Source organism: Microbacterium longlingense, assembly GCF_058349825.2.
In genome coordinates this window covers 125,033-147,846 of sequence record NZ_JBYRJA020000002.1, presented here as the reverse complement: position 1 = coordinate 147,846, position 22,814 = coordinate 125,033, and the positions used below count along the sequence as shown (strand labels likewise).

Below are 22,814 nucleotides of genomic sequence, written 5' to 3'. Positions count from 1 at the left end.
CCGGCTCACCCCTCGAAGCGATACCCGAGCCCGCGCACGGTCACCAGCATGGCCGGAGCTGACGGGTTCTCCTCGATGCGCGAGCGGATGCGCTTGATGTGCACGTCGAGCGTCTTGGTGTCGCCGAAGTAGTCGCTCCCCCAGACCCGATCGATCAGCTGACCGCGGGTGAGCACGCGGCCGGCGTTGCGCATCAGGAGCTCGAGCAGCTCGAACTCGCGCAGCGGCATGCTGATCTCCGCACCGTCGACCTCGACGCTGTGCCGGTCGAGATCGACACGCACCCGGCCGCCGACGAGCACACGCTCCTCGACCTCGCTGCCCGCACTGCGCCGCAGCAGCGCCCGCATGCGGGCGAGCAGCTCGCGCGGCGAATAGGGCTTGGTGACGTAGTCGTCCGCCCCGATCTCGAGCCCCACGACGATGTCGACCTCGCTGTCCTTGGCGGTGAGCATGATGATCGGCACGGCGGACTCCGCGCGGATCTGCCGGCAGACCTCCGTGCCGCTCACGCCGGGGAGCATGAGGTCGAGCAGGATCAGATCGATCCCGCCGCGCCGGAACACCTCCAGCGCGGTGTTGCCGTCATCGGCGACGTCGACCTCGAACCCCTCCCGCCGCAACAGATATGCCAGGGGCTCGGCCAGAGCCGGCTCGTCCTCGACCAGGAGCACGTGCGTCATGCCGTGCCACCGCCCTTCTTCTTGTTCTTCTTCGCGGCGCCGGCGGTCGCCGCCGCTGGCTTCTTCTTGTTCTTGTCCGTGCCCTTCTTTCCGGAGGGCTTCTTCTTCACCAGGCTCGACGCCCCCGTATCGGCGAGGAGCTGCTTGGCCTTCTTGCGGCTGCGCCGCACCGGCATGCCCTCGTCGATCGCGGCCACCGGCAGCAGGATCGCGAAGGTGGACCCCTTGCCCTGCCGCGACCATACCCGCACGTCTCCGCCGTGGCGGTGCGCGGCGTGCTTGACGATCGACAGCCCCAGCCCGGTTCCTCCGGTGCGACGGGAGCGAGCCTCGTCCGAGCGGTAGAAGCGCTCGAACACCCGCTCCTGGTCCTCCGGGCTCAGCCCGATGCCCTGATCGGACACGGCGATCTCGACCACGTCGTCGTCGAGCGTGACCCCGACACCGACCTTCGAGCCGGCGGGCGAATATGCGATCGCGTTGGCGATGAGGTTTCCGACGGCGTCGACCAGGATCCTCCGGTCACCGTCGACCATCACCCCGCTGAGGTCGCTGCGCACCAGCTCCACCTGCGCGGCCTGTGCCTGCACGACGTGCGCCTCGACCGCGGTCGTGATGACCTCGTCGATGGCGACCGGCTCAAGACCGGCGAAGTCGTCGCTGGCCTGCAGGCGCGACAGATCCATGATGCGGCCGGTCAGATCGTTGAGCCGGCGCGCTTCGACGAGAAGGCGATCGGCGAAGGAGCGCACCTGTTCCGGGTCGTCCGATGCCACCTCGATCGCCTCAGCCAGCACCATCACCGCGCCGACCGGTGTCTTGAGCTCGTGCGAGGTGTTCGCCACGAAGTCCCGGCGCATCTGCTCGACGCGTTCCTGTTCGCTGAGGTCGTGCACCACCAGGAACACCAGCCGAGGGCCGACCAGGGTCGCGCGCGCCTGAACGCTGAGCGTCTCCCCCGAGATCCGGTTGCGGCGGATGCGCAGCGGCCTGCTCACCGACCCCCCCTCGTCGAGTGCATCGCGCACCAGCTCGCGCAGTTCCGGCTGGGCGAGCATGCGCCCGCCCGATACGCCGACGCCGGCGGCCTGGCTCGACGCGCTGCGCACGAACAGTGAGGTGTCGACGATCGCGGCCGGCTCCTCGACCCCGGACAGGATCGCCTCGAGCTCCGGAGAGACATCGCCGCGCACCATCTCTTCATGGCGCGCACGCACCCGGATCGCGAACACGATCAGGAGGATGACGACGCCTCCGATCACGATGCCCAGCAGGAGAGCCGGGACGGTGAGCGACGAAGCGGTCATGCCCTCCAGCGTAGGGTCAGCACCTGCCGTTCACCTGCCACGGAAGCCGCCGCCGCCGCAGAGTTCACACCGGGGGCACCAATCGTTAACCTTCGATCCGGAGAATGCCCGTGGTTCACGCGCGGCCGACCGGCGCGCACCGCAAGGAAAGGCAGCCGCCATGCGCCAGGAGTTCCACCGCTCCCTCGAAGAAGTCAACACCAGGCTCGTCGAGATCGCCGATCTCGTCGCCGTCGCGATCGAACGTGCCACCGAGGCGTTCGCCACCAGCAACATCACCGTGGCGGAGCAGGTGATCGCGGACGACACGCTGATCGACGAGCGCGCTCTCGCCCTCGACGAGCTCGCGATCGAGCTGCTCGCACGCCAGCAGCCGGTCGCCTCCGACCTGCGGATCGTCGTCACGGCGCTGCGCGTGAGCGCGTCGCTCGAGCGCATGGGAGACATGGCAGAGCACATCGCCCAGCTCGCCCGCTACCGCTTCCCGGAGCGCGCGATCCCCAAGGGCCTCAAGTCGACGTTCACCCGCATGGGCGAGCTCGATGTGTCGGTCGCGCGCAAGCTCGCCACCCTCCTGCAGACCCAGGATCTGCGCGTGGCGGATGAGATCCGCAACGACGACGACCTCATCGACGAGCTGCACGCCAGCGTGTTCGAGAAGGTCCTCAGCGACAACTGGAAGGGCGAGGCGCAGGCCTCCGTCGACGCCACCCTGGCCAGCCGGTACCACGAGCGCTTCGCGGACCACGCCGTCTCGGTCGCGAAGAAGGTCGTCTACCTGGCCACCGGCGACTGGAGCGGCGAGGACACCTTCGAGGAGATCGCCGCGGAGGCCGACACCCCCGTCGCCGTCGTCGAGGTCGTCGACGTGGTCGAGATCACCGAGATCCCGGAGCCCTGACCGGCCCGTTCACCTGGCGTTCACCGCGCCACAGCCGTCGATTCACACACGCCCCCTAGCGTCAGCCACGGCCCTGCCCCGGGCTGAACACACCAAGAAGAAGGAACGTCACAGTGAAGCTCAACCGCATCGCAGCTCTGGGCGCCGTCGGCGCTCTCGCGTCGGTCGCCCTCGTCGGGTGTGCCGCAAACGAGTCGGCTCCGGCCGAGACCCCGGCCGGCGAGTCCCCCGCCGCCTCCACCCCCGCGCTGACCGGCACCCTCGCCGGCGAAGGCGCGTCGTCGCAGGAGGTCGCCGTCCAGGCCTGGACCGCCGGCATCCAGACCGCCAATGACGGCCTGACCGTCAACTACGCCGCGTCGGGCTCCGGCGCCGGCCGCGAGTCGTTCCTCAAGGGCGGCGTGCAGTTCGCCGGCTCCGACCGGGCGTTCAAGCTCGACGAGATCGCCGAGGGCGGCTTCGCCTCCTGCGCGGAGGGCTCCGACCTCGTCGAGATCCCGACCTACATCTCGCCGATCGCCGTGGTCTTCAACCTCGACGGCGTCGAGTCGCTGAACCTGGATGCCGCCACGCTCGCGGGCATCTTCACCGGCACGGTCGCGAAGTGGAACGACCCCGCCATCGCGGCGCTCAACCCCGACGCGACCCTGCCCGACCTGGCCATCACCCCGGTCCACCGCTCGGACAAGTCCGGCACCACCGGCAACTTCACCGACTACCTCTCGCAGGCCGCCGGTGACGTGTGGACCGACGGCTCCGTCGAGGAGTGGCCGATCCAGGGCGGCGAGGCCGCCAACGGCACCTCCGGCGTGATCTCTGCCGTCGAGGGCGGCCAGGGCACCATCGGCTACGCCGACGCATCGCGCGCCGGCAAGCTCGGCACCGTCGCGATCAAGGTCGGCGAAGAGTTCGTGCCGTACTCGCCCGAGGCCGCTGCCGCGACGCTCGACGCCTCCTCGCTCGAGGACGGCCGCGCCGCGACCGACCTCGCGTTCAAGATCGACCGCACCACCACCGAGGCGGGCGCCTACCCGATCATCCTCGTCAGCTACCTGATCGGCTGCGCGGAGTACACCGACGCCGCCCAGGGCGAGCTGGTGAAGGCCTTCTTCGCCGAGGCAGCCAGCGTCGACGGCCAGAAGGCCGCCGCCGAGGCCGCAGGCAGCGCCCCGATCTCCGACGCTCTGCGCACGCAGATCGACGCGGCGATCGCCGTCATCAAGTGATGCTCCGGGGCCGTCCGGACCTGGTCCGGGCGGCCCCAGCCTCCGAGTCAACCTCGACGATCAGGACAGCATGACCACCTCCACATCTGCGCCGCCGGCCGTCCGCCGTCCTGGCGACATCTGGTTCTCCGGAACCGCTCTGTTCGCCGGCCTCATGATCCTCGGCACGCTCGCGGCCGTGGCGATCTTCCTCATCGTCCAGTCCATCCCGGCCTTCGGCGCGACAGCGGAATCCGCGTCGCTGCTCACCGGGAACTTCTGGGAGTACGTCGGCCCCCTCCTCTTCGGAACCATCTGGGCCGCGGCTCTCGCGCTCCTCATCGCCGTTCCGCTCTCGCTCGGGGTGGCGCTGTTCATCTCGCACTTCGCGCCGCGCCGTCTGGCCGCCGCACTCGGATACGTCGTCGACCTGCTCGCCGCGGTCCCCTCGGTGGTCTACGGCCTCTGGGGCATCCTCGTGCTGGCTCCTGCAGTGCAACCGGTCTACGTGTGGCTCAATGCCAACCTGGGCTGGTTCCCGCTGTTCGGCGGCGTGGTGTCCACCACCGGCCGCACCATTCTCACCGCGGCGATGGTCCTCGCCGTCATGATCCTTCCCGTCATCACCGCCATCTGCCGCGAAATCTTCCTGCAGACGCCCGCTCTCCATGAGGAAGCCGCCCTCGCGCTCGGTGCCACCCGCTGGGAGATGATCCGCATGGCGGTTCTCCCCTTCGGCCGCAGCGGCATCGTGTCCGCCTCGATGCTGGGTCTGGGCCGCGCGCTGGGTGAGACCATGGCCGTCGCCATGGTGCTCTCCGCGTCCGGCATCATCAGCCTCCAGCTGCTGACCTCGACGAACCCCTCGACGATCGCGGCGAACATCGCGCTGAAGTTCCCCGAGTCGTACGACATCAACATCAACATCCTGATCGCGACCGGTCTGATCCTGTTCGTGGTGACCTTCGCCGTGAACGCGGTCGCCCGCATGATCGTGAACCGTCGCAAAGAGTTCTCGGGGGCGAACTGAGATGACCACCGCCACTGCCATCGATGCCCCCGGACGCGCCGCGTCCACGCGGCTGACCAGCGGACGCCTGCCGAAGTGGGCGCCCTGGGCGCTCCTGGCCGGTTCGATCGTCGCGGTCGCCGCGGTCTTCGGGCTCCTCGCGATCGAGTCCGGCGCGTTCAACGTCGCCGGATGGATCGTGCTCAGCGCGGTCGTCTACATCGCGCTCATCGTGATCCTCTCGCGCATCGTCGAGGGCGGCCGCAAGGCCATGGACCGCTTCATCACGGCGATCGTGGCCAGCGCGTTCCTGATCGCGCTCATCCCGCTGATCTCGGTGACCATCACCGTGATCGGGTTCGGCATCTCCCGGATGGACGCCGAGTTCTTCAGCTTCTCGATGCGCAACGTCGTCGGCGAGGGCGGCGGGGCGATGCACGCGATCACCGGCACCGTGCTGATCACGCTCGCCGCGGCGGTCATCTCGATCCCGATCGGGCTGTTCACCTCCATCTACCTGGTGGAGTACGGCAACGACGGGCGCATCGCACGCGGCATCACCTTCCTCGTGGACGTCATGACCGGCATCCCCTCGATCGTGGCCGGTCTGTTCGCCTACGCCCTGTTCGCGCTGTTCCTCGGCCCCGGTGTGCGCATGGGCATCATGGGTGCGGTCGCGCTCGCGGTGCTGATGATCCCCGTGGTGGTCCGCTCGAGCGAGGAGATGCTCCGCCTCGTACCGAACGAGCTGCGCGAGGCCTCGTACGCGCTGGGCGTGCCGAAGTGGCTCACGATCGTCAAGGTGGTCCTGCCCACCTCGATCGCCGGCATCACCACGGGCGTCATGCTCGCGATCGCCCGCGTGATCGGTGAGACCGCTCCGCTGCTGATCACGGCCGGCTTCACATCGAGCATGAACTACAACCTGTTCAACGGCCAGATGCAGACGCTGCCGGTGTTCACCTACACGCAGTTCGCCAACCAGGGCATCCCCGCCGAGGCGTATGTCGACCGCGCGTGGGCGTCCGCCCTGACCCTCATCATCATCGTGATGGTGCTGAACCTCATCGCCCGCATCATCGCCAAGGTCTTCGCTCCGGCCAAGGGCCGCTGAGACCGCCCGCTGAGCTCCGCAAGAATCAAAGAGGAACAACGTGTCCAAGAGCATCGACGTCAAGAACCTGAACGTCAAGTACGGCGACTTCCTCGCCGTGGAAGACGTCTCGATGGCCATCGAGCCCCGCAGCGTGACGGCTTTCATCGGCCCCTCCGGCTGCGGCAAGTCCACCTTCCTGCGCACTCTGAACCGCATGCACGAGGTCATCCCCGGAGCGACCGTGCAGGGCCAGGTCCTGCTCGACGGCGAGGACCTGTACGGCCAGGGCGTCGACCCGGTGACCGTCCGCCGCCAGGTGGGCATGGTCTTCCAGCGGCCGAACCCCTTCCCCACCATGTCGATCCGCGAGAACGTGCTGGCGGGCGTGCGCCTGAACAACAAGCGCATCTCGAAGTCCGACGCCGATGCGCTGGTAGAGCGCTCCCTGCAGGGCGCGAACCTGTGGAACGAGGTCAAGGACCGCCTCGACAAGCCGGGCTCCGGCCTCTCCGGCGGCCAGCAGCAGCGTCTGTGCATCGCCAGGGCTATCGCGGTCTCCCCCGACGTGCTCCTGATGGACGAGCCCTGCTCTGCGCTCGACCCGATCTCGACCTACGCGATCGAGGAGCTCATCGCGGAGCTGAAGAGCGAGTACACCATCGTGATCGTGACGCACAACATGCAGCAGGCCTCTCGCGTCTCGGACAAGACCGCGTTCTTCAACATCGCCGGCACCGGCAAGCCCGGCAAGCTGATCGAGTTCGATGAGACGGGCACGATCTTCACCAACCCGAGCGTGAAGGCCACGGAGGACTACGTCTCCGGCCGCTTCGGCTGAGCTCCGCTCCCCCGTCCCCGATGCCCCGTGCGCTCCGGCGCGCGGGGCATCGTCGTTCCCGAACTCAGGCAGAACCCACCTTCCGCCCCAGATTCCGGCGCCCACGGCGCCGTCACGCCTGTTCTGCCTGAGTTGGGGATCCCGTCCGCCGGGCGGCGGGCTGGACGGGCAGAGCCAGGGCACGACGAGGGCCCCGGAGCGTCGCTCCGGGGCCCTCGTCGTGACTCAGGTCGATGTCACATGCCGGGTGCCTGGTCGGTGATCTCGTCGGCCGCGGGCGCCTCGATCGAGACGGCCTCGCCCCACTTGCTGAACTCCATGGTCACCGCGGAGGCGCCCATGTCGCTGACCCAGCGACGCGGGAGGTCATCCGGGCCCACGAAGAGGACGTACTCGATCGTGTCGCCGAGGCCAGAGCCCTCCGGGATCTCCTGGCCCTCCAGCAGCTTCGCGGTGTCCAGCACGAGCGTGTACTTGGTGGTCTCGACGCCGTCGATCGTCTCGGCGCCCTCCTCCGCCTTGAAGTCCTTCAGAGCGGCCTTGAGGGTCTCCATCTGCTCGCCGATGTTCGCCTGCGAAGCCGACGCGCTCAGCTGCTCGACGAGCGGCGAGTTGCTGTCCTCCGGTGCCTGGAAGAACTTGCCGCCGGTCAGCTCGCCCATGTTGAGGTAGATGTCACCGTCGACGAAGCGCAGTTCCATCCCGCCGGGCATGCTCATCGACATGCGCATCTTCGCGGGGTCCTTGTCGATGACCATGTCACCGGTAGTCTCGACCTTCTGCCCCGACATCTCCATGGTCTGGACGAAGTGCGTCGTACCTGCTGCGTACTGTGCGTCGTTGATGCGCTGCGCGAAGTCATCGGCGGTCATCGTGCCGCCGGTCGCGGCGGGGTTCTCGGTCTGCGTCTGCGAACCGGTGGTGTCGGTCGCGGTGTCCGCGGACGTGCACGCCGTCAGGCCCAGGCCGGCGACGAGGACAATGGTCGTGGTTGCGATGGATCGTTTCCAGAAGGTGCTCATACCAGCAGCCTATGAAACCGACGTGGCGATTCTTCCCCGGTATTCCCAGGAACCGCCCAGGACGCCACCGCAGCGCCGCCCGCGGAGCGGTGCTCAGGCGAGCGTGCGCGCGACGCGCCGCACCTCGCTCTTGTGGCCGTCGAGCAATGCCTCGATCGGAGAACGGCCGATCGTCTCCTCCGGCGCGAGGAGCCAGTCGATCGCCTCGTCGTCGGTGAATCCGGCGTCCTGGAGCGCGATCACGGTGCCCCGCAACGACGGCAAGGGCCGGCTGTCCTCAAGGAAAATCGCCGGAACGGCGAACGGTCCGTTGCGACGCGAGCCGATGAGGTGCTTGTCGTCGATGAGCCGGCGGACACGTCCGAGCGGCTCCCCCAGCGCCTCGACGAGGTCGGGAATGGTCAGCCAGGAGGTTTCGGTCACAGACGAGGTCACATGTCCACTATCGCATCAGTCCCGCCCGCTGGCGAGCCGTTCACCCGGCTTTCACCCTGCGATCCCTAGACTTTCCCCGTGACCATCAGCCAGCAGACCGACCCGCTCATCGGGCGGCTCGTCGACGGCCGCTACCGGGTGCGTGCCCGGATCGCCCGCGGCGGCATGGCCACGGTCTACGTCGCGACCGACCTGCGGCTCGAGCGCCGCATCGCCCTGAAGGTCATGCACGGGCACCTCAGCGACGACTCGGTGTTCCAGAGCCGGTTCATCCAGGAGGCGCGGGCGGCGGCCCGACTGTCCGATCCGCACGTGGTCAACGTCTTCGATCAGGGGCAGGACGGCGAGCTGGCCTACCTCGTGATGGAGTACCTGCCCGGCATCACGCTGCGCGAGCTGCTGCGGGAGCAGCGCCGCCTGACGGTGCCGCAGACCATCTCGATCATGGATGCAGTGCTCTCCGGTCTCGCGGCGGCGCACCGCGCGAGCATCGTGCACCGCGACGTGAAGCCGGAGAACGTGCTCCTCGCCGAGGACGGCCGCATCAAGATCGGCGACTTCGGCCTGGCCCGCGCCACATCGGCGAACACCGCCAGCGGAGCCCAGCTGATGGGCACCATCGCCTATCTCGCGCCGGAGCTGGTCACCCGTGGCACCGCAGACGCCCGCAGCGACATCTACGCGCTCGGCATCATGCTCTACGAGATGCTCGTCGGGGAGCAGCCCTACCGCGGCGAGCAGCCGATGCAGATCGCCTTCCAGCACGCCACGGACTCCGTCCCCCGCCCGAGCGCCCGCAACCCCGGCGTGCCGGAGCAGCTGGACGAGCTCGTGCTGTGGGCCACGGAGAAGACCCCGGACGATCGCCCGCGCGATGCCCAGGAGATGCTCGACCGCCTGCGCGAGATCGAGAAGGAACTCGGGGTGGTCCCGCAGGCCACGCCGCACACCGCCACCGCCTCCTATCAGCGCTCGGACTCCGCCGACCTCACCAAGGTGCTCCCGAGCACGGGTATGACGGCGACCGCCGCCCCCGTTCACGAACCGCCCGCGGACAACGCGATGCTGCTGCGCCGCCGCGCAGCACAGCGCAAGACCCGCGGCGGCGTGCTGGTCCTGCTCGTGCTGCTGCTCGCCGCCCTCGCGGGCGGAGCAGGCTGGTGGTTCGGTTCTGGTCCCGGTTCGCTGGTCGCGGTCCCCGACGTGCAGGGAAGCACCTTCGACGACGCCGCCGCCGTTCTGGAGGCCGAGGGGTTCGTACCCGTGCGGGGCGAGGCGAGCTCGATCGACGTCGAACCCGGCATCGTCATCAGCACAGACCCCGGGCCCGGCGATCGCCGCGACAAAGGCACCGAGGTGACCGTCCTGGTGTCCACCGGGCCCGCCCAGCACGACATCGACAGCCTCCTCGGCATGACCGAGGAGGAGGCGACCGCGTATCTCACCGAGCACAACGTGAAGATCGGCGATGCGCTGCGTCTCTACTCGGGCGCGGAGGACGGCATCGTGATCAACGCGACAGCCATTCCCCAGGCTGAGGGGGCCGACTCCTACGACTGCGCCGAAGGGTGCTCGCTGTTCGAGAACGACACCGTCGCGCTCATGGTCTCGCTCGGCTCGCTGCCCGATGTGCACGATATGACCGCCGTCGACGCTGCGGCGGCGCTCGCGGGCAAGCAGATCAGCGTCACCACCGAGTCGATCCTCCAGTACAGCGACGAGGTCGACAAGGGGCGGGTCATCGGGATGACCGATCGGGAGGGCGGCGGAAACTGGCGGCCGGGCGACTCGACGACGCTGATCGTGTCCGACGGCCCGGAGCCGATCGCGATCCCCGACGTCACGGGACTGCATCGCGACGAGGCGGTCGCCCAGCTGGAGGCGCTCGGTTTCTCGGTGTCCTACTCGCTGCTGTGGGAGCCGTTCCCCAATGGCCTGACCAACGTCAGCCACACCGATCCGGAGGTCGGCTCCCTCGTGCTGCCCGGGTCTCGGGTGAACCTGATCATCACGGCTTTCGGTTGAGCAGGTCTTCTTCCGGCTGAGCTGACCCGTGCGAGGGCGCCGGCCCCGGGCATTCAGCTCGTCCCTCCGGCAGCGCGCGTACGGGCGACGGCACACGCGGAAACGCTGATGCCCGGAGCCAGCGGCTCCGGGCATCAGCGTTTCGTCGCGCTCAGCGCTTCTCCAGCTCCTCCGCGACGAGGAAGGCGAGTTCGAGGCTCTGCATGTGGTTCAGGCGCGGGTCGCACAGCGACTCGTACCGCGTGGCCAGGCCCTCCTCGTCGATGCGCTCCGAGCCGCCGAGGCATTCGGTCACGTCGTCGCCGGTGAGCTCGACGTGGATGCCGCCGGGGAAGGTCCCGGCCGCGCGATGCGCCTCGAAGAAGCCTCGCACCTCATCCACCACGTCGTCGAAGCGGCGGGTCTTGTAGCCGGTGGCGGACGTGATGCCGTTGCCGTGCATCGGGTCGGTGACCCACAGCGGGGTCGCGCCCGCGTCGCGGACCGCCTCCAGCAGCGGCGGGAGGGCGTCGCGGATCTTGCCGGCACCCATGCGCGTGATGAAGGTGAGACGACCGGGCTCCCGCTCGGGGTCGAGCTTGTCGATCAGCTCGATCGCCGTCTCCGGCGTCGTCGTGGGCCCCAGCTTGACGCCGATGGGGTTGCGGATCTTCGAGAAGTACTCGATGTGCGCCCCGTCGAGCTCCCGCGTGCGCTCACCGATCCAGAGGAAGTGCGCCGAGGTGTTGTACGGCGTCTCGGTGCGCGAGTCGATGCGCGTCATCGGGCGCTCGTAGTCCATCAGCAGACCCTCATGCCCGGTGTAGAACTCGACGCGCTGCAGCTCGTCGAAGTCGGCCCCGGCAGCCTCCATGAACTTGATCGCACGGTCGATCTCGGCCGCCATGCGCTCGTAGCGCTGGTTGGCCGGGTTCTGCGCGAAGCCCTTGTTCCACGAGTGCACCTCGCGCAGGTCGGCGAAGCCGCCCTGCGTGAACGCGCGGATCAGGTTCAGCGTCGAGGACGCGGTGTGGTACCCCTGCAGCAGGCGCTGCGGGTCCGCCCGGCGCGAACCCTCGGTGAAGTCGTAGCCGTTGACGATGTCGCCGCGGTACGCCGGCAGCGTGACCTCGCCACGGGTCTCGGAATCGCTCGATCGCGGCTTGGCGAACTGCCCCGCCATACGACCCATCTTCACCACCGGCATCGACGCGCCATAGGTGAGCACCACAGCCATCTGCAGCACCGTCTTGATGCGGTTGCGGATCTGATCAGCAGTGGCGCCGGCGAACGTCTCAGCACAATCGCCGCCCTGAAGCAGGAAAGCCCGCCCGGACGCGGCACGGGCAAGCCGGTCGCGGAGGTTGTCGACCTCTCCGGCGAACACGAGCGGCGGCAGCGACGCGATCTGCGCCGAGACGGCCGCGACCTCTTCAGCGTCTGGCCACTGCGGCTGCTGCTTGATCGGGAGGTCGCGCCAGGTGTCGAGCACATCGAGGGAGGTGGACATCCCCCCATTCTAGTTGTCCCCGGAGGGCGGGAACGCACGCGCCGGGGACCCAGCGGAGCCGCGGGGTCAGCTGCTCGCGATGCGGTCTTTGACCGTCGAGGCGTAGATGTCGTCGTACTGCTGCTCACCGAGCCGCTGCAACGCGACCATGATCTCGTCTGTGACGGATCGAAGGATGTATCGGTCGTTCTCCATGCCCTCGTAGCGGGAGAAATCGAGGGGCTCGCCGATCACCACGCCCACGCGCACCACCCGCGGGACACGCTGTCCGATCGGCATCATCGTGTCGGTGTCGACCATCACGACCGGGATCACCGGAACCTTGGACTCGAGCGCCATCCGGGCGATGCCGGTCCGGCCGCGATAGAGCTTGCCGTCCGGGCTGCGCGTGCCCTCCGGGTAGATCCCGAGCAGGTCGCCGCGGCCGAGCACCTGCAGCCCGGTGTTGAGCGACGCCTCAGACGCTTTGCCGCCGGAGCGGTCGATCGGCAGCTGACCGGTCGCCTTCATGAACACGCGCGTCGCCCACCCTTTGATACCGCGGCCGGTGAAGTAGTCGCTCTTGGCGAGGAAGGACACCGGCCGATCGATCAGCAGCGGAAGGAAGATGGAGTCGGCGAAAGACAGATGATTGCTGGCGAGGATCGCAGCGCCCGTCGTGGGCACATTGCGGCGCCCCACGATCCAGGGGCGGAAGACCGCCTTGATCACCGGACCGAGCACGATGTACTTCATCAGCCAGTAGAACACCGGGCAAATCCTACCGCCGCCCGGCGACGTCCGCGGGACCACCGCGGGATCGCCGAGTCGCCACCCGCCGGTCACCGTGAAACCGAGTTTCCGAGATTGTGCGACTCGATTTCAGTAATTTCCGGTGGTCCACGGCCCCGCGTGCCCTAGACTTTCCAGAAGTATCGCCCGTTCCGGTACCAAAGGAGTTGCCGTGGTCCAGTTCGAAGTGCCCGCCGTCGTTCCCTCAGACCCTGACGCGAACATCGCCGATCTCCTGGTCGAGCGTGTCCGCCTCACCCCGAACCTGGCTCTGTTCTCGGTTCCGCAGGGCGAGGGATGGCGTGACATCAGTGCGCGCGAGTTCGAGAAGCAGGTGATCGCACTCGCCAAGGGCTTCGTCGCCGCCGGCATCTCCCCCGGCGAGAAGGTCGGCTTCCTCGCCAAGACCACCTATGAGTGGACCCTGGTCGACTTCGCGCTGTTCTACGCCGGAGCCGTCATGGTGCCGATCTATGAGACCAGCTCGCCGGCACAGATCCGCCACATCCTGTCGGACTCCGGGGCGACGTGCGTGATCGTGGAGTCGGCCGATCACTTCGCCCGTCTCGATGAGGTCCGAGGCGACCTCCCCCTGGTCCGCGACGTGTGGCAGATGCACCTCGGCGCGCTCGACCAGCTCGCCCAGCAGGGCGCCGATGTCGACGACGCGGAGATCGAGCGACGGCGGAAGCTCGCCGTCGGGTCGGATCTCGCGACCATCATCTACACGTCCGGCTCCTCCGGGACCATGAAGGGCTGCGTGCTCACGCACAGCAACTTCGTCGAACTCGCCCGCAACTCCGCTGTGGCGCTCAAGGACGTCGTGGAGACCCCTGGCGCCTCGACGCTGCTGTTCATCACCACCGCGCACGTCTTCGCTCGGTTCATCTCGATCCTGACGCTGCACTCCGGTGTTCGCACCGGACACCAGCCGGACACGAGCCAGCTGCTCCCCGCGCTCGGGTCCTTCAAGCCCACCTTCTTGCTCGCCGTGCCCCGCGTCTTCGAGAAGGTCTACAACTCCGCAGAGCAGAAGGCCGAAGCCGGCGGCAAGGGCAAGATCTTCCGCGCCGCCGCGGCGGCGGCCATCGAGCACTCGCAGCTGGTCGAGGAGGGCAAGAAGGTCCCGCTGGGCCTCAAGCTCCGATTCGCTCTGTTCGACAAGCTCGTCTTCAGCAAGCTGCGCGCGGCCATGGGCGGAAACATCGCCTACGCGGTCTCGGGTTCCGCGCCGCTGGGCCCGCGCCTCGGACACTTCTTCCACAGTCTCGGTGTCGTCATCCTCGAGGGCTATGGCCTGACCGAGACCACGGCACCGGCGACGGTGAACCGCGGGGACAAGTCGAAGATCGGCACGGTCGGCCCCGCGCTGCCCGGCGTCGGCGTGCGTCTCGCCGAGGACGGCGAGGTCGAGGTCCGCGGCATCAACGTCTTCAAGGAGTACTGGAACAACCCGGAGGCGACCGCGGAAGCGTTCAACGACGGCTGGTTCAAGACCGGCGACATCGGGTCCTTCGATTCCGAGGGGTTCCTGACCATCACCGGTCGGAAGAAAGAGATCATCGTCACCGCCGGCGGCAAGAACGTCGCGCCCGCCGCTCTCGAGGATCCCATCCGGGCCAACCCCATCGTCGGGCAGGTCGTGGTGGTCGGTGACAAGAAGCCGTTCATCTCGGCCCTCATCACGCTCGACCCCGAGATGCTGCCGACCTGGCTGTCGAACCAGGGGCTCGACCCCCAGATGTCCCTGGCCGAGGCCGCCCAGAACGATGCCGTCAAGGCCGAGGTGCAGCGGGCCATCGACGCGGCGAACACGCGAGTGTCCCGTGCCGAGTCGATCCGCACCTTCCGGATCCTGCCGACGGAGTGGACCGAGGCCAGCGGGCACCTGACGCCGAAGCTCTCGATCAAGCGCCACGTGATCATGACGGACTTCGCCGACGACGTGGCCGCGATCTACGACCAGCCGACCGGAACCACCACCGTCCCGGTGGGCTGACGCCCGCCGGCTCCGGATACGGATTCGCCCCCGCAGCCGATGGCTGCGGGGGCGAATCCGTATCCGGAGGGCGGAGAGTGTCGAGGCTCAGAACCAGGAGCTCTCCCGCACCTCACGCATGGCCTGCTTGCGCGTCTCGGGATCGAGGCGCGTGAGATAGAGCTTGCCGTCGAGGTGGTCGGTCTCGTGCTGCAGCGCCTGCGCCAGGATTCCGTCGCCCTCAAGCACCAGCGGACGACCGTCGAGGTCGATGCCCTCGACGCGCGCCCACGGGTGGCGCAGCGCCGGGTGCCACAGACCCGGCACGGAGAGACATCCCTCCCCCGTCGGAACCGGGTCGCCCCGCACCTCGGTGAGCACGGGGTTGAGCACATAGCCGATACGGCCGTCGATGTTGTAGCTGAAGGCGCGCAGCGGAACGCCGATCTGGGGGGCAGCCACCCCGGCGCGTCCCGGCAGCGCCACGGAGTCCAGCAGATCGGCGACGAGAGCGCGGACGCCGTCGTCGATCTGCTCGATCCGTGCGCACACCGTGCGCAGCACCGGGTCTCCGAAGACCCGGATCTCCCGAACCGTCATCAGCGGCTCCGTTCGCGCAGCGACTCCACGACCAGCGCGGCAAGCGTGCGAGCGGCCTCACGGGTCTCCGGCTGCAGGTTGGCGAAGTCAACGGCACCGCCGGCGGCCAGCTGGGGGTCGAAGGGGATGCGTTGCACGTGCGTGACGCGCGTGCGGAAGTGCGCCTCGATCTCCTCCACCCGCACCGGTGGCGCCGTGCGGGTGGTCTGATTGAGCACGACGACCGCGTCGCGCGCGAGATCGGCGTAGCCGTTGTTCTCCAGCCAGCTCAACGTCTCCGAGGCCAGGCGCGCCTCGTCCAGGCTGAGGCCGGCGACGATCACGACCCGGTCGGCGTGCTCAAGGGTCGCCGTCATGACAGCATGGACGATGCCGGTTCCGGTGTCGGTGAGGACCAGCGAATAATAGTGCCCCGCCACACGCGCGACGTTCTCATAGTCGGCGTCGCCGAAGGCCGCCGACACGTGCGGGTCGGCGTCCGACCCCAGCACATCGAGGCGCGTGACGTCACGGGCGACGAGCTCAGACACATCGTGATAGCTCGCGATCTGTTCGTGCATCCGTGCCACATCGCGCACCGTCCGCTCGCTCTGACGTTCGATGCGCTCGCCCAGGGTGCCGCGATCGGGGTTGGCGTCGATCGCGATCACGCGATCGTCCCGCGCGTCGGCCAGAGCCATCCCGAGCAACGTCGTGATCGTGGTCTTGCCCACGCCGCCCTTGCGCGAGAGCACCGGCACGAAGCTGGCGTGACCCTGCAACGGGGTGCGGATGCGGCCGGTCAGCTCCTTCTCGCGGCGAACCCGGCGGCTGTCGCCGATGTTCAGCATGCCGCCAGAGATGCGGTAGAGGAAGTGCGGCCACGTGCCCTCTGGCTCCGGTTTGCCGATCCGCTGCGGGTCGAGGAGGCGATCGGCCGTGAGCAGCTCAGCGCTCTCCTGGCCGCCCTGCTCGCTCAGGTCTCCGAGGCGCTTCGCGGTGAACGGTGCCGGGGTCTCCTCACGAGCCACAGGGGCCTCCTCCGGGATCTGGGTGTTCCGTGCCGAACGGGTGGCCGGGGCGACGGGCTCGGGCTGCGGCTCGGGCGTGGGCTCGGGAATCGGCTGCGGCTCGGGAAAAGGTTCCGGTTCCGGCTCCGGCTCTGCGGGCGCCGCGTTGAAGGCCGTGCCTTCGAGAATCGCTTGGAAGAGCTCCGCTGCCGTCGGCTGAGAGCGCTCCACCGGTGCTGTCTCGTCGGTCTGGTCGTGTCTGGGCTGGGCAGCGACGTGGTCGGACGTGCCGGCCGTCTCTGCGGCGTCGAGCGGAGCGTCGTGACGCTCCGCGGCCACGTCCGGTTCGTCCGCGCGCGTGAAGGGTTCCTCCGGGCGCGTGAAGACGGCGAAGGGGTCGGCGTGCTCGACGGCGGCGGATGCTGCGGCATCCGCCGCGGCTCCCTCGGCGGTCTCCTCACCGGGGCCAGCGGGCCCGTCGGCGCCGACCTCGACCGGTGCGATGGACGCAGCCTCGTCGTCGGCCTCGTCTGTTGTCGGCTCCTCGCTGCTCGCCTCAGCGATCGGAGCGGCGGACTCGTCGGACTCAGCGGAGGATGACGCGGCGACCGGCGCAGCGGACTCGGGGATCTCGATCACGACGACGGCGTCATCGAGATCGTCGTTCACCGGATACGAGACGGCCGGCTCGACGACCGCGTCTCCCGGGTCGTCGTCGCGGAGACGATCGTCAGCCTCGTGGTCGTCGATCTCATCGTCGCCGAGATCGTCGTCCCCATCTTCTGGCTCCGGCTCTGGCTCTGGCTCTGGCTCTGGCTGGAGGATCTCGTCGTGCTCCGCGGCGGCGCCGTCGGCAACGCCCTCATCATGATGGGCCTCCGCGTCCTCGACGATCTCGGCCTCGGCGACGACCGCCTCCTCGGCGGCTTCCGCGTCCTCGCTCTCCCCGGGGAAAGGCGGGAGATCCTCTACGGGGAAAGGCGGGAGATCGATGGCACCGGAGTGCTCGATCACGATCTCCTCGGAGACCGGCGCCGGAGCCTCATCGTCCGCGCTCACCTCGATGAGGTGCCCAGCGACGACGTCCTCCGCGGAGAACTCCTCGTCTGCGTCCGCATCCTCGGTCGTGCCGAGGTCCGGCACGTCGGCGACGGCGAGCGGCTCATAGGAGAGCGGCTCGTCGTCGACGACGCCATCGTCTTCGTCGAGATCGTCGTCGGCGACAGGCATCGTCACCTGCACCTGCGCCGTCGCCAGACCCAGCAGGTCGATCGACGTCGTCTCGAGAGGCGCCGGCTCCAGCAGTGGAGCCAACGCCTCATCGGCGGCGTCGCCGTCGGCCATTCCCAGCGTGTCCTTGGGGGTCACATGCGTCTTTCTGCTCGTCGCTTCCGCGGCTTTCCCTCAGAAGAGGGCCGCCGACCAGGCTAATGCGCGCGCGGCGATACGGCCAACCGGACGCCGCCCCGGTCAGCCGGCCGGCTTGATCACCAGGAGCAGATCGCCGGCTTCCACCTGCTGGGTGGCGGCGATGGCGAGGCGCTCCACAACGCCGTCGACGGGTGCGGTGATGGCCGCTTCCATCTTCATCGCCTCGATCGAGGCCACCGGTTCCCCGGCGGCGACGACCGTGCCCACCTCTGCCTTGAGCGTCACCACGCCGGAGAACGGCGCCGCGACCTGCCCGGGCTTGGACGTATCGGCCTTCTCCACCTCGTGAGTCTCGACGCCGACCGAACGGTCGCGCACCATGACCGGCCGCAGCTGGCCGTTCAGCGTGGTCATGACCGTGCGCATGCCCTTGTCGTCCACGTCGCCGATGGCTTCCAGACCGACATAGAGCTGCACACCGCGCTCGATCTCCACCAGGTGCTCGTCGCCCCAGGTGAGGCCGTACAGGTAGTCACCGGTCTCGAGCACCGACAGATCGCCGTACTGCTCGCGAACCCGGTGGAACTCGGTGGTCGGCGCCGGGAACAGCAGGCGATTGAGCGCATCGCGGCGCTCCGCGCTGCTCGCCGCGAGGGCCGCGGCATCCGCATCGGAGATCGCCGTGTCGCCCAGCCGCACCTCGCGGCCGGCGAGCACCTTCGAACGGAACGGCTCCGGCCATCCGCCCGGCAGGTCGCCGAGCTCCCCGGCCATGAAGCCGATCACCGAGTCCGGGACATCGTATTTCTCGGGGTTCGCCTCGAAATCGGCCGGATCGGCACGTACCGCGGTGAGGTGCAGCGCGAGATCGCCCACGACCTTCGACGACGGTGTGACCTTCGGCACACGACCGAGGATCGCGTTCGCCGCGGCGTACATGTCCTCGATCAGCTCGAAATCGTCAGCCAGGCCGAGCGCCATCGCCTGCTGACGCAGGTTCGACAACTGACCGCCCGGGATCTCGTGCCGGTAGACGCGGCCGGTGGGGCCGGGAAGACCGGACTCGAAAGGCGCGTACTGGCGGCGGACGGCGTCCCAGTAGGGTTCGAGGTCGAGCACCGCGTCCAGGTCGATCCCGGTGTCCCGATCCGTGTTGGCCAGTGCAGCGACGAGCGCGGACAGCGGCGGCTGGCTGGTGGTGCCCGCCATGGGCGCGGACGCCGCATCGACGGCGTCGACACCGGCGGCGCTCGCGGCGAGGAGGGTCGCGAGCTGTCCCCCCGGGGTGTCGTGCGTGTGCAGGTGCACGGGGAGATCGAACCGCTCCCGCAGCGCGGAGACGAGTCTGGCCGCGGCGGCGGGACGCAGCAGGCCGGCCATGTCCTTGATGGCCAGGACGTGCGCGCCCGCGTCGACGATCTGCTCAGCGAGGCGCAGATAGTAGTCGAGCGTGTAGAGGTCTTCTGCCGGGTTCAGCATGTCGCCCGTGTAGCACAGCGCGACCTCCGCGACGGCGGTCCCTGTCGCGCGCACCGCATCGATCGCGGGACGCATCTGCTCGACGTCGTTGAGGGCGTCGAAGATACGGAAGATGTCGATGCCGCTCTCGGCCGCCTCCCGCACGAACGCCTCCGTGACCTCCGTGGGGTACGGCGTGTAGCCGACCGTGTTGCGGCCGCGCAGCAGCATCTGAATGGCCACGTTCGGCAGCGCCGTGCGCAGCTTGTCGAGACGCTCCCACGGGTCTTCGCCGAGGAAGCGCAGCGCGACGTCGTAGGTCGCGCCGCCCCAGGCCTCCACGGACAGCAGCTGCGGCGTCATCCGCGCGATGTACGGGGCGACGGCCACCAGGTCGCGGGTACGCACGCGGGTCGCCAGGAGCGATTGGTGCGCGTCGCGGAAGGTGGTGTCGGTGACCGCGAGCGAGGAGCGCTCGCGCAGGGAGCGGGCGAAGGCCTCAGGGCCCTGCTCCACGAGCAGCTGGCGGCTGCCGGCCGGCGGCGTCGCGAGCAGGTCGATCCTGGGCAGCTTGGCGCGCGGCTCGATGGTCACCGGTCGCGGACCGTTGGGCTTGTTGACGGTCGCGTCGACGAGCCAGTTCAGGATCTTCGTGCCGCGGTCCTTCGACGGCCGCCCGGCGAGGAGCTCCGGGCGCTCGTCGATGAACGACGTGCTGAGGTCTCCCGCGACGAAGGCCGGGTCATCAAGGAGCGCCTGCAGGAAGGAGATGTTGGTGGCGACGCCGCGGATGCGGAACTCGGCCAGTGCACGGCGCGCACGCGACACCGCGGCGGCGAAGTCACGGCCGCGGCACGTGAGCTTCGACAGCATCGAGTCGAAGTGGGGGCTGATCTGCGCTCCCTGGTGCACCGTGCCGCCGTCGAGGCGGATGCCGGCGCCGCCCGGAGAGCGGTACGTCGTGATCCGCCCGGTGTCCGGACGGAAGCCCTGCGTCGGGTCCTCCGTGGTGATGCGGCACTGCAGCGCAGCACCACGCAGGTGGATCTGATCCTGTTCCAGCCCGAGCTCGGCCAGCGTCTCCCCCGCCGCGATGCGCATCTGGGTACGGACGAGGTCGACGTCGGTGACCTCCTCGGTCACGGTGTGCTCGACCTGGATGCGCGGGTTCATCTCGATGAAGACGATTTCGCCGGCGCGCGGCCCCGCCGTCTCCAGAAGGAACTCGACCGTGCCGGCGTTCTCGTAGCCGATCGAGCGTGCGAAGGCGACCGCGTGCCGGTGCAGCTCTCCGCGGGTCTCGTCATCGAGGTTCGGCGCCGGCGCGATCTCGACGACCTTCTGGTGACGACGCTGCACCGAGCAGTCACGCTCGAACAGGTGCACGGTCTCACCGGTCTTGTCCGCAAGGATCTGCACCTCGATGTGACGGGGACGCAGCACCGCCTGCTCGAGGAACATCCGCGGGTCGCCGAAGGCGCTTCCCGCCTCCCGCATGGCCTCGGCGAGAGCGGGAGCGAGCTCCTCGCGCGTCTCGACGCGGCGCATGCCACGGCCGCCGCCGCCGGCGACCGCCTTCGCGAACAGCGGGAAGCCGATCTCGTCGGCCTGCGCGACGAGGGCGTCGACGTCGTCGGATGCCTCGGTCGAGCGCAGCACCGGCACCCCGGCCTCGATCGCGTGACGCTTGGCCTCGACCTTGTTGCCCGCCATCTCCAGCACCGATGCCGGCGGCCCGATGAACACGATGCCGTGCTCTGCGGCCTTCGCCGCCAGGTTCGGGTTCTCAGAGAGGAAGCCGTATCCGGGGTAGATGGCGTCCGCACCGCTCTCGACGGCGATGCGGATGATCTCGTCGACGTCGAGATAGGCCCGGACGGGGTGTCCGCGCTCGCCGATCTCGTATGCTTCGTCCGCCTTCAGTCGGTGCAGCGAACCGCGATCCTCATAGGGGAACACGGCGACGGTGCGGGCTCCGACCTCGAAGGCGGCACGGAAAGCGCGAATGGCGATCTCGCCGCGATTGGCAACCAGGATCTTGGTGAACATGCGCTCCTCTTCCGGGGAGGCAGGCGCGCGATTGCACGCCTGTGCTGAGGCTGAGTGTGCCCCCAGCCTAGGGGACGGTAACCTTGTGCTTGTGCACGTACTCAGCGTCAGCTCCCTCAAGGGAGGCGTCGGCAAGACGACCGTGACTCTCGGCCTGGCCTCCGCGGCCTTCGCCAGGGGCGTCCGGACGCTCGTCGTCGACCTCGACCCCCAGTCCGACGTCTCCACCGGCCTGGACATCCAGGTCGCCGGCCGGCTGAACATCGCCGACGTGCTCGAGAACCCGAAAGAGAAGACGATCCGTCAGGCGATCACGTCCAGCGGGTGGGCAAAGGCGCACCCCGGCACGATCGACGTGATGATCGGCAGCCCGTCTGCGATCAACTTCGACGGCCCGCACCCCACGATCCGCGACGTCTGGAAGCTCGAAGAGGCCCTGGCCATCCTCGAGAACGAGTACGACCTCGTCCTCATCGACTGTCCGCCATCGCTCAACGCTCTGACGCGCACCGCGTGGGCCGCGAGCGACCGGGTGCTCGTCGTCACAGAGCCGGGGCTGTTCTCCGTGGCGGCAGCCGACCGTGCGCTGCGTGCCATCGAGGAGATCCGCCGCGGTCTGTCCTCCCGACTGCAGCCGCTGGGCATCGTCGTCAACCGCGTCCGCCCGCAGTCCATCGAGCACCAGTTCCGTATCAAGGAGCTGCGCGACATGTTCGGCCCGCTCGTGCTGTCCCCTCAGCTGCCGGAGCGCACCTCGCTGCAGCAGGCCCAGGGTGCCGCCAAGCCGCTGCACATCTGGCCCGGCGACTCCGCGCAGGAGCTCGCTGCCGACTTCGATCTGCTGCTCGACCGCATCATCCGCACCGGCCGTATCCCCGTCGCCGCAGAAGCCCGCAGCTGAGAGCGGCGCAGGACCGCGCAGATCCTCAACGGATCTCCTCAACGGATCGGGCGAGGCCGCGCTCGCGCGGCCGCGGCGGTCAGGCCGTGCGCTTCTTCGCCCGGTGCGCGGCGAGGTCGTCGACCGGGTCGGGAGAGGTGGCGTCGAACTCGACCAGCGTCGACTCCACATCGCGCAGCACCTTGCCGACCGCGATGCCGAACACGCCCTGGCCGCGGCTCAGGAGGTCGATGACCTCGTCATTGCTCGTGCACAGGTACACCGACGCACCATCGCTCATGAGGGTCGTGCCGGAGAGGTCACGGATGCCGGCCGCCCGCAGCTGCCCGACGGCCGTGCGGATCTGCTGGAGCGAGATACCGGTGTTCAGCAGCTCCTTGACGAGCTTGAGCACGAGGATGTCGCGGAAGCCGTAGAGGCGCTGGGAGCCCGAACCGCTCGCGCCGCGCACGGTCGGCTCGACCAGCTCGGTGCGCGCCCAGTAATCGAGCTGACGGTAGGTGATGCCGGCAGCGCGGGCGGCGACCGCACCGCGATAGCCCACCTCGTCGTCCATGGCCGGCAGACCGTCCGTGAAGAGAAGGTCGCTCGTGAACTGCGGTTCACCGCGAAGCTCGTCGGCGTTCATGCCCCTCCTCAGGTCGTTGTCTCATCCACGGTAGAGCAGCCAAGGGGCACCAGCAATGA

The 22,814-nt window shown here is 68.7% G+C and carries 18 protein-coding genes; 8 read left to right on the top strand and 10 right to left on the bottom strand.

Features of this window, described 5'->3' with window-relative positions; all coding sequences use genetic code 11:
* Positions 1-5: 5 nt before the first annotated feature.
* Together AC3RXY_RS03655 and AC3RXY_RS03650 are read right to left on the bottom strand one after the other, a co-directional pair.
* Positions 6-683 carry a response regulator gene (locus AC3RXY_RS03655; protein WP_491509544.1) on the bottom strand — a complete coding sequence of 226 codons (678 nt, stop codon included), beginning with the start codon at positions 681-683 and terminating at the stop codon, positions 6-8.
* On the bottom strand, positions 680-1,990 hold the full coding sequence (locus tag AC3RXY_RS03650; RefSeq protein ID WP_491509543.1) for a sensor histidine kinase: 1,311 nt from the start codon (positions 1,988-1,990) through the stop codon (positions 680-682). Before AC3RXY_RS03650 ends, AC3RXY_RS03655 begins: the two co-directional genes overlap by 4 nt.
* Positions 1,991-2,150: 160 nt before the next feature.
* Between AC3RXY_RS03650 and phoU the strand changes: the two genes are divergently transcribed.
* The 5 genes from phoU to pstB all read left to right on the top strand — a co-directional run bounded on the left by phoU (position 2,151) and on the right by pstB (position 7,039).
* Complete coding sequence (gene phoU / locus AC3RXY_RS03645) at positions 2,151-2,891, top strand: phosphate signaling complex protein PhoU (protein WP_491509542.1); 741 nt, start codon at positions 2,151-2,153, stop codon at positions 2,889-2,891.
* A gap of 113 nt (positions 2,892-3,004) precedes the next feature.
* Complete coding sequence (gene pstS, locus AC3RXY_RS03640) at positions 3,005-4,117, top strand: phosphate ABC transporter substrate-binding protein PstS (RefSeq protein WP_491509541.1); 1,113 nt, start codon at positions 3,005-3,007, stop codon at positions 4,115-4,117.
* 70 nt (positions 4,118-4,187) lie between these two features.
* Positions 4,188-5,126 carry a phosphate ABC transporter permease subunit PstC gene (gene pstC, locus AC3RXY_RS03635; protein WP_491509540.1) on the top strand — a complete coding sequence of 313 codons (939 nt, stop codon included), beginning with the start codon at positions 4,188-4,190 and terminating at the stop codon, positions 5,124-5,126.
* Position 5,127: 1 nt separating this feature from the next.
* A complete protein-coding gene (gene pstA, locus AC3RXY_RS03630) occupies positions 5,128-6,219 on the top strand; it encodes a phosphate ABC transporter permease PstA (RefSeq protein WP_491509539.1) in 1,092 nt (363 codons plus the stop codon).
* Between the two features lie 40 nt (positions 6,220-6,259).
* Complete coding sequence (gene pstB / locus AC3RXY_RS03625; protein ID WP_491509538.1) at positions 6,260-7,039, top strand: phosphate ABC transporter ATP-binding protein PstB; 780 nt, start codon at positions 6,260-6,262, stop codon at positions 7,037-7,039.
* Between the two features lie 236 nt (positions 7,040-7,275).
* Here pstB and AC3RXY_RS03620 read toward each other — a convergent pair whose 3' ends face one another.
* Both AC3RXY_RS03620 and AC3RXY_RS03615 read right to left on the bottom strand, forming a co-directional pair.
* The gene (locus AC3RXY_RS03620; protein WP_491509537.1) at positions 7,276-8,061 is read right to left on the bottom strand and encodes an SCO4651 family lipoprotein; all 786 of its coding nucleotides are present in this window, start codon (positions 8,059-8,061) and stop codon (positions 7,276-7,278) included.
* Positions 8,062-8,154: 93 nt separating this feature from the next.
* Positions 8,155-8,496 carry an Rv2175c family DNA-binding protein gene (locus tag AC3RXY_RS03615; protein ID WP_491509536.1) on the bottom strand — a complete coding sequence of 114 codons (342 nt, stop codon included), beginning with the start codon at positions 8,494-8,496 and terminating at the stop codon, positions 8,155-8,157.
* A gap of 78 nt (positions 8,497-8,574) precedes the next feature.
* On the opposite strand from AC3RXY_RS03615, the gene pknB reads away from it, so the two are divergent.
* On the top strand, positions 8,575-10,521 hold the full coding sequence (gene pknB / locus AC3RXY_RS03610) for a Stk1 family PASTA domain-containing Ser/Thr kinase (RefSeq protein ID WP_491509535.1): 1,947 nt from the start codon (positions 8,575-8,577) through the stop codon (positions 10,519-10,521).
* Between the two features lie 151 nt (positions 10,522-10,672).
* Here the strand turns inward: pknB and AC3RXY_RS03605 are convergent, their stop codons facing one another.
* Positions 10,673-12,010 carry a class II 3-deoxy-7-phosphoheptulonate synthase gene (locus AC3RXY_RS03605; protein ID WP_491509534.1) on the bottom strand — a complete coding sequence of 446 codons (1,338 nt, stop codon included), beginning with the start codon at positions 12,008-12,010 and terminating at the stop codon, positions 10,673-10,675.
* 66 nt (positions 12,011-12,076) lie between these two features.
* A complete protein-coding gene (locus AC3RXY_RS03600) occupies positions 12,077-12,760 on the bottom strand; it encodes a lysophospholipid acyltransferase family protein (RefSeq protein ID WP_491509533.1) in 684 nt (227 codons plus the stop codon).
* A gap of 193 nt (positions 12,761-12,953) precedes the next feature.
* On the opposite strand from AC3RXY_RS03600, the gene AC3RXY_RS03595 reads away from it, so the two are divergent.
* Positions 12,954-14,780 carry an AMP-dependent synthetase/ligase gene (locus AC3RXY_RS03595; RefSeq protein ID WP_491509532.1) on the top strand — a complete coding sequence of 609 codons (1,827 nt, stop codon included), beginning with the start codon at positions 12,954-12,956 and terminating at the stop codon, positions 14,778-14,780.
* 87 nt (positions 14,781-14,867) lie between these two features.
* On the opposite strand, the gene AC3RXY_RS03590 is transcribed toward AC3RXY_RS03595, so the two are convergent.
* The 3 genes from AC3RXY_RS03590 to AC3RXY_RS03580 form a co-directional block, all read right to left on the bottom strand.
* On the bottom strand, positions 14,868-15,359 hold the full coding sequence (locus tag AC3RXY_RS03590) for a peptide deformylase (RefSeq protein WP_491509531.1): 492 nt from the start codon (positions 15,357-15,359) through the stop codon (positions 14,868-14,870).
* Complete coding sequence (locus tag AC3RXY_RS03585) at positions 15,359-17,716, bottom strand: MinD/ParA family ATP-binding protein (protein WP_491509530.1); 2,358 nt, start codon at positions 17,714-17,716, stop codon at positions 15,359-15,361. The genes AC3RXY_RS03590 and AC3RXY_RS03585 overlap by 1 nt, the downstream gene beginning before the upstream one ends.
* A gap of 102 nt (positions 17,717-17,818) precedes the next feature.
* Entirely contained in the window at positions 17,819-21,226 is a 3,408-nt protein-coding gene (locus AC3RXY_RS03580; RefSeq protein WP_491509529.1) for a pyruvate carboxylase, read from the bottom strand.
* A gap of 91 nt (positions 21,227-21,317) precedes the next feature.
* Here AC3RXY_RS03580 and AC3RXY_RS03575 point away from each other — a divergent pair, with 91 nt between their 5' ends.
* Positions 21,318-22,127, top strand: coding sequence for a ParA family protein (locus AC3RXY_RS03575; protein WP_491509528.1), 810 nt, complete (start codon positions 21,318-21,320; stop codon positions 22,125-22,127).
* A gap of 79 nt (positions 22,128-22,206) precedes the next feature.
* On the opposite strand, the gene AC3RXY_RS03570 is transcribed toward AC3RXY_RS03575, so the two are convergent.
* Complete coding sequence (locus tag AC3RXY_RS03570) at positions 22,207-22,755, bottom strand: MerR family transcriptional regulator (protein ID WP_491509527.1); 549 nt, start codon at positions 22,753-22,755, stop codon at positions 22,207-22,209.
* Positions 22,756-22,814 lie beyond the last annotated feature (59 nt).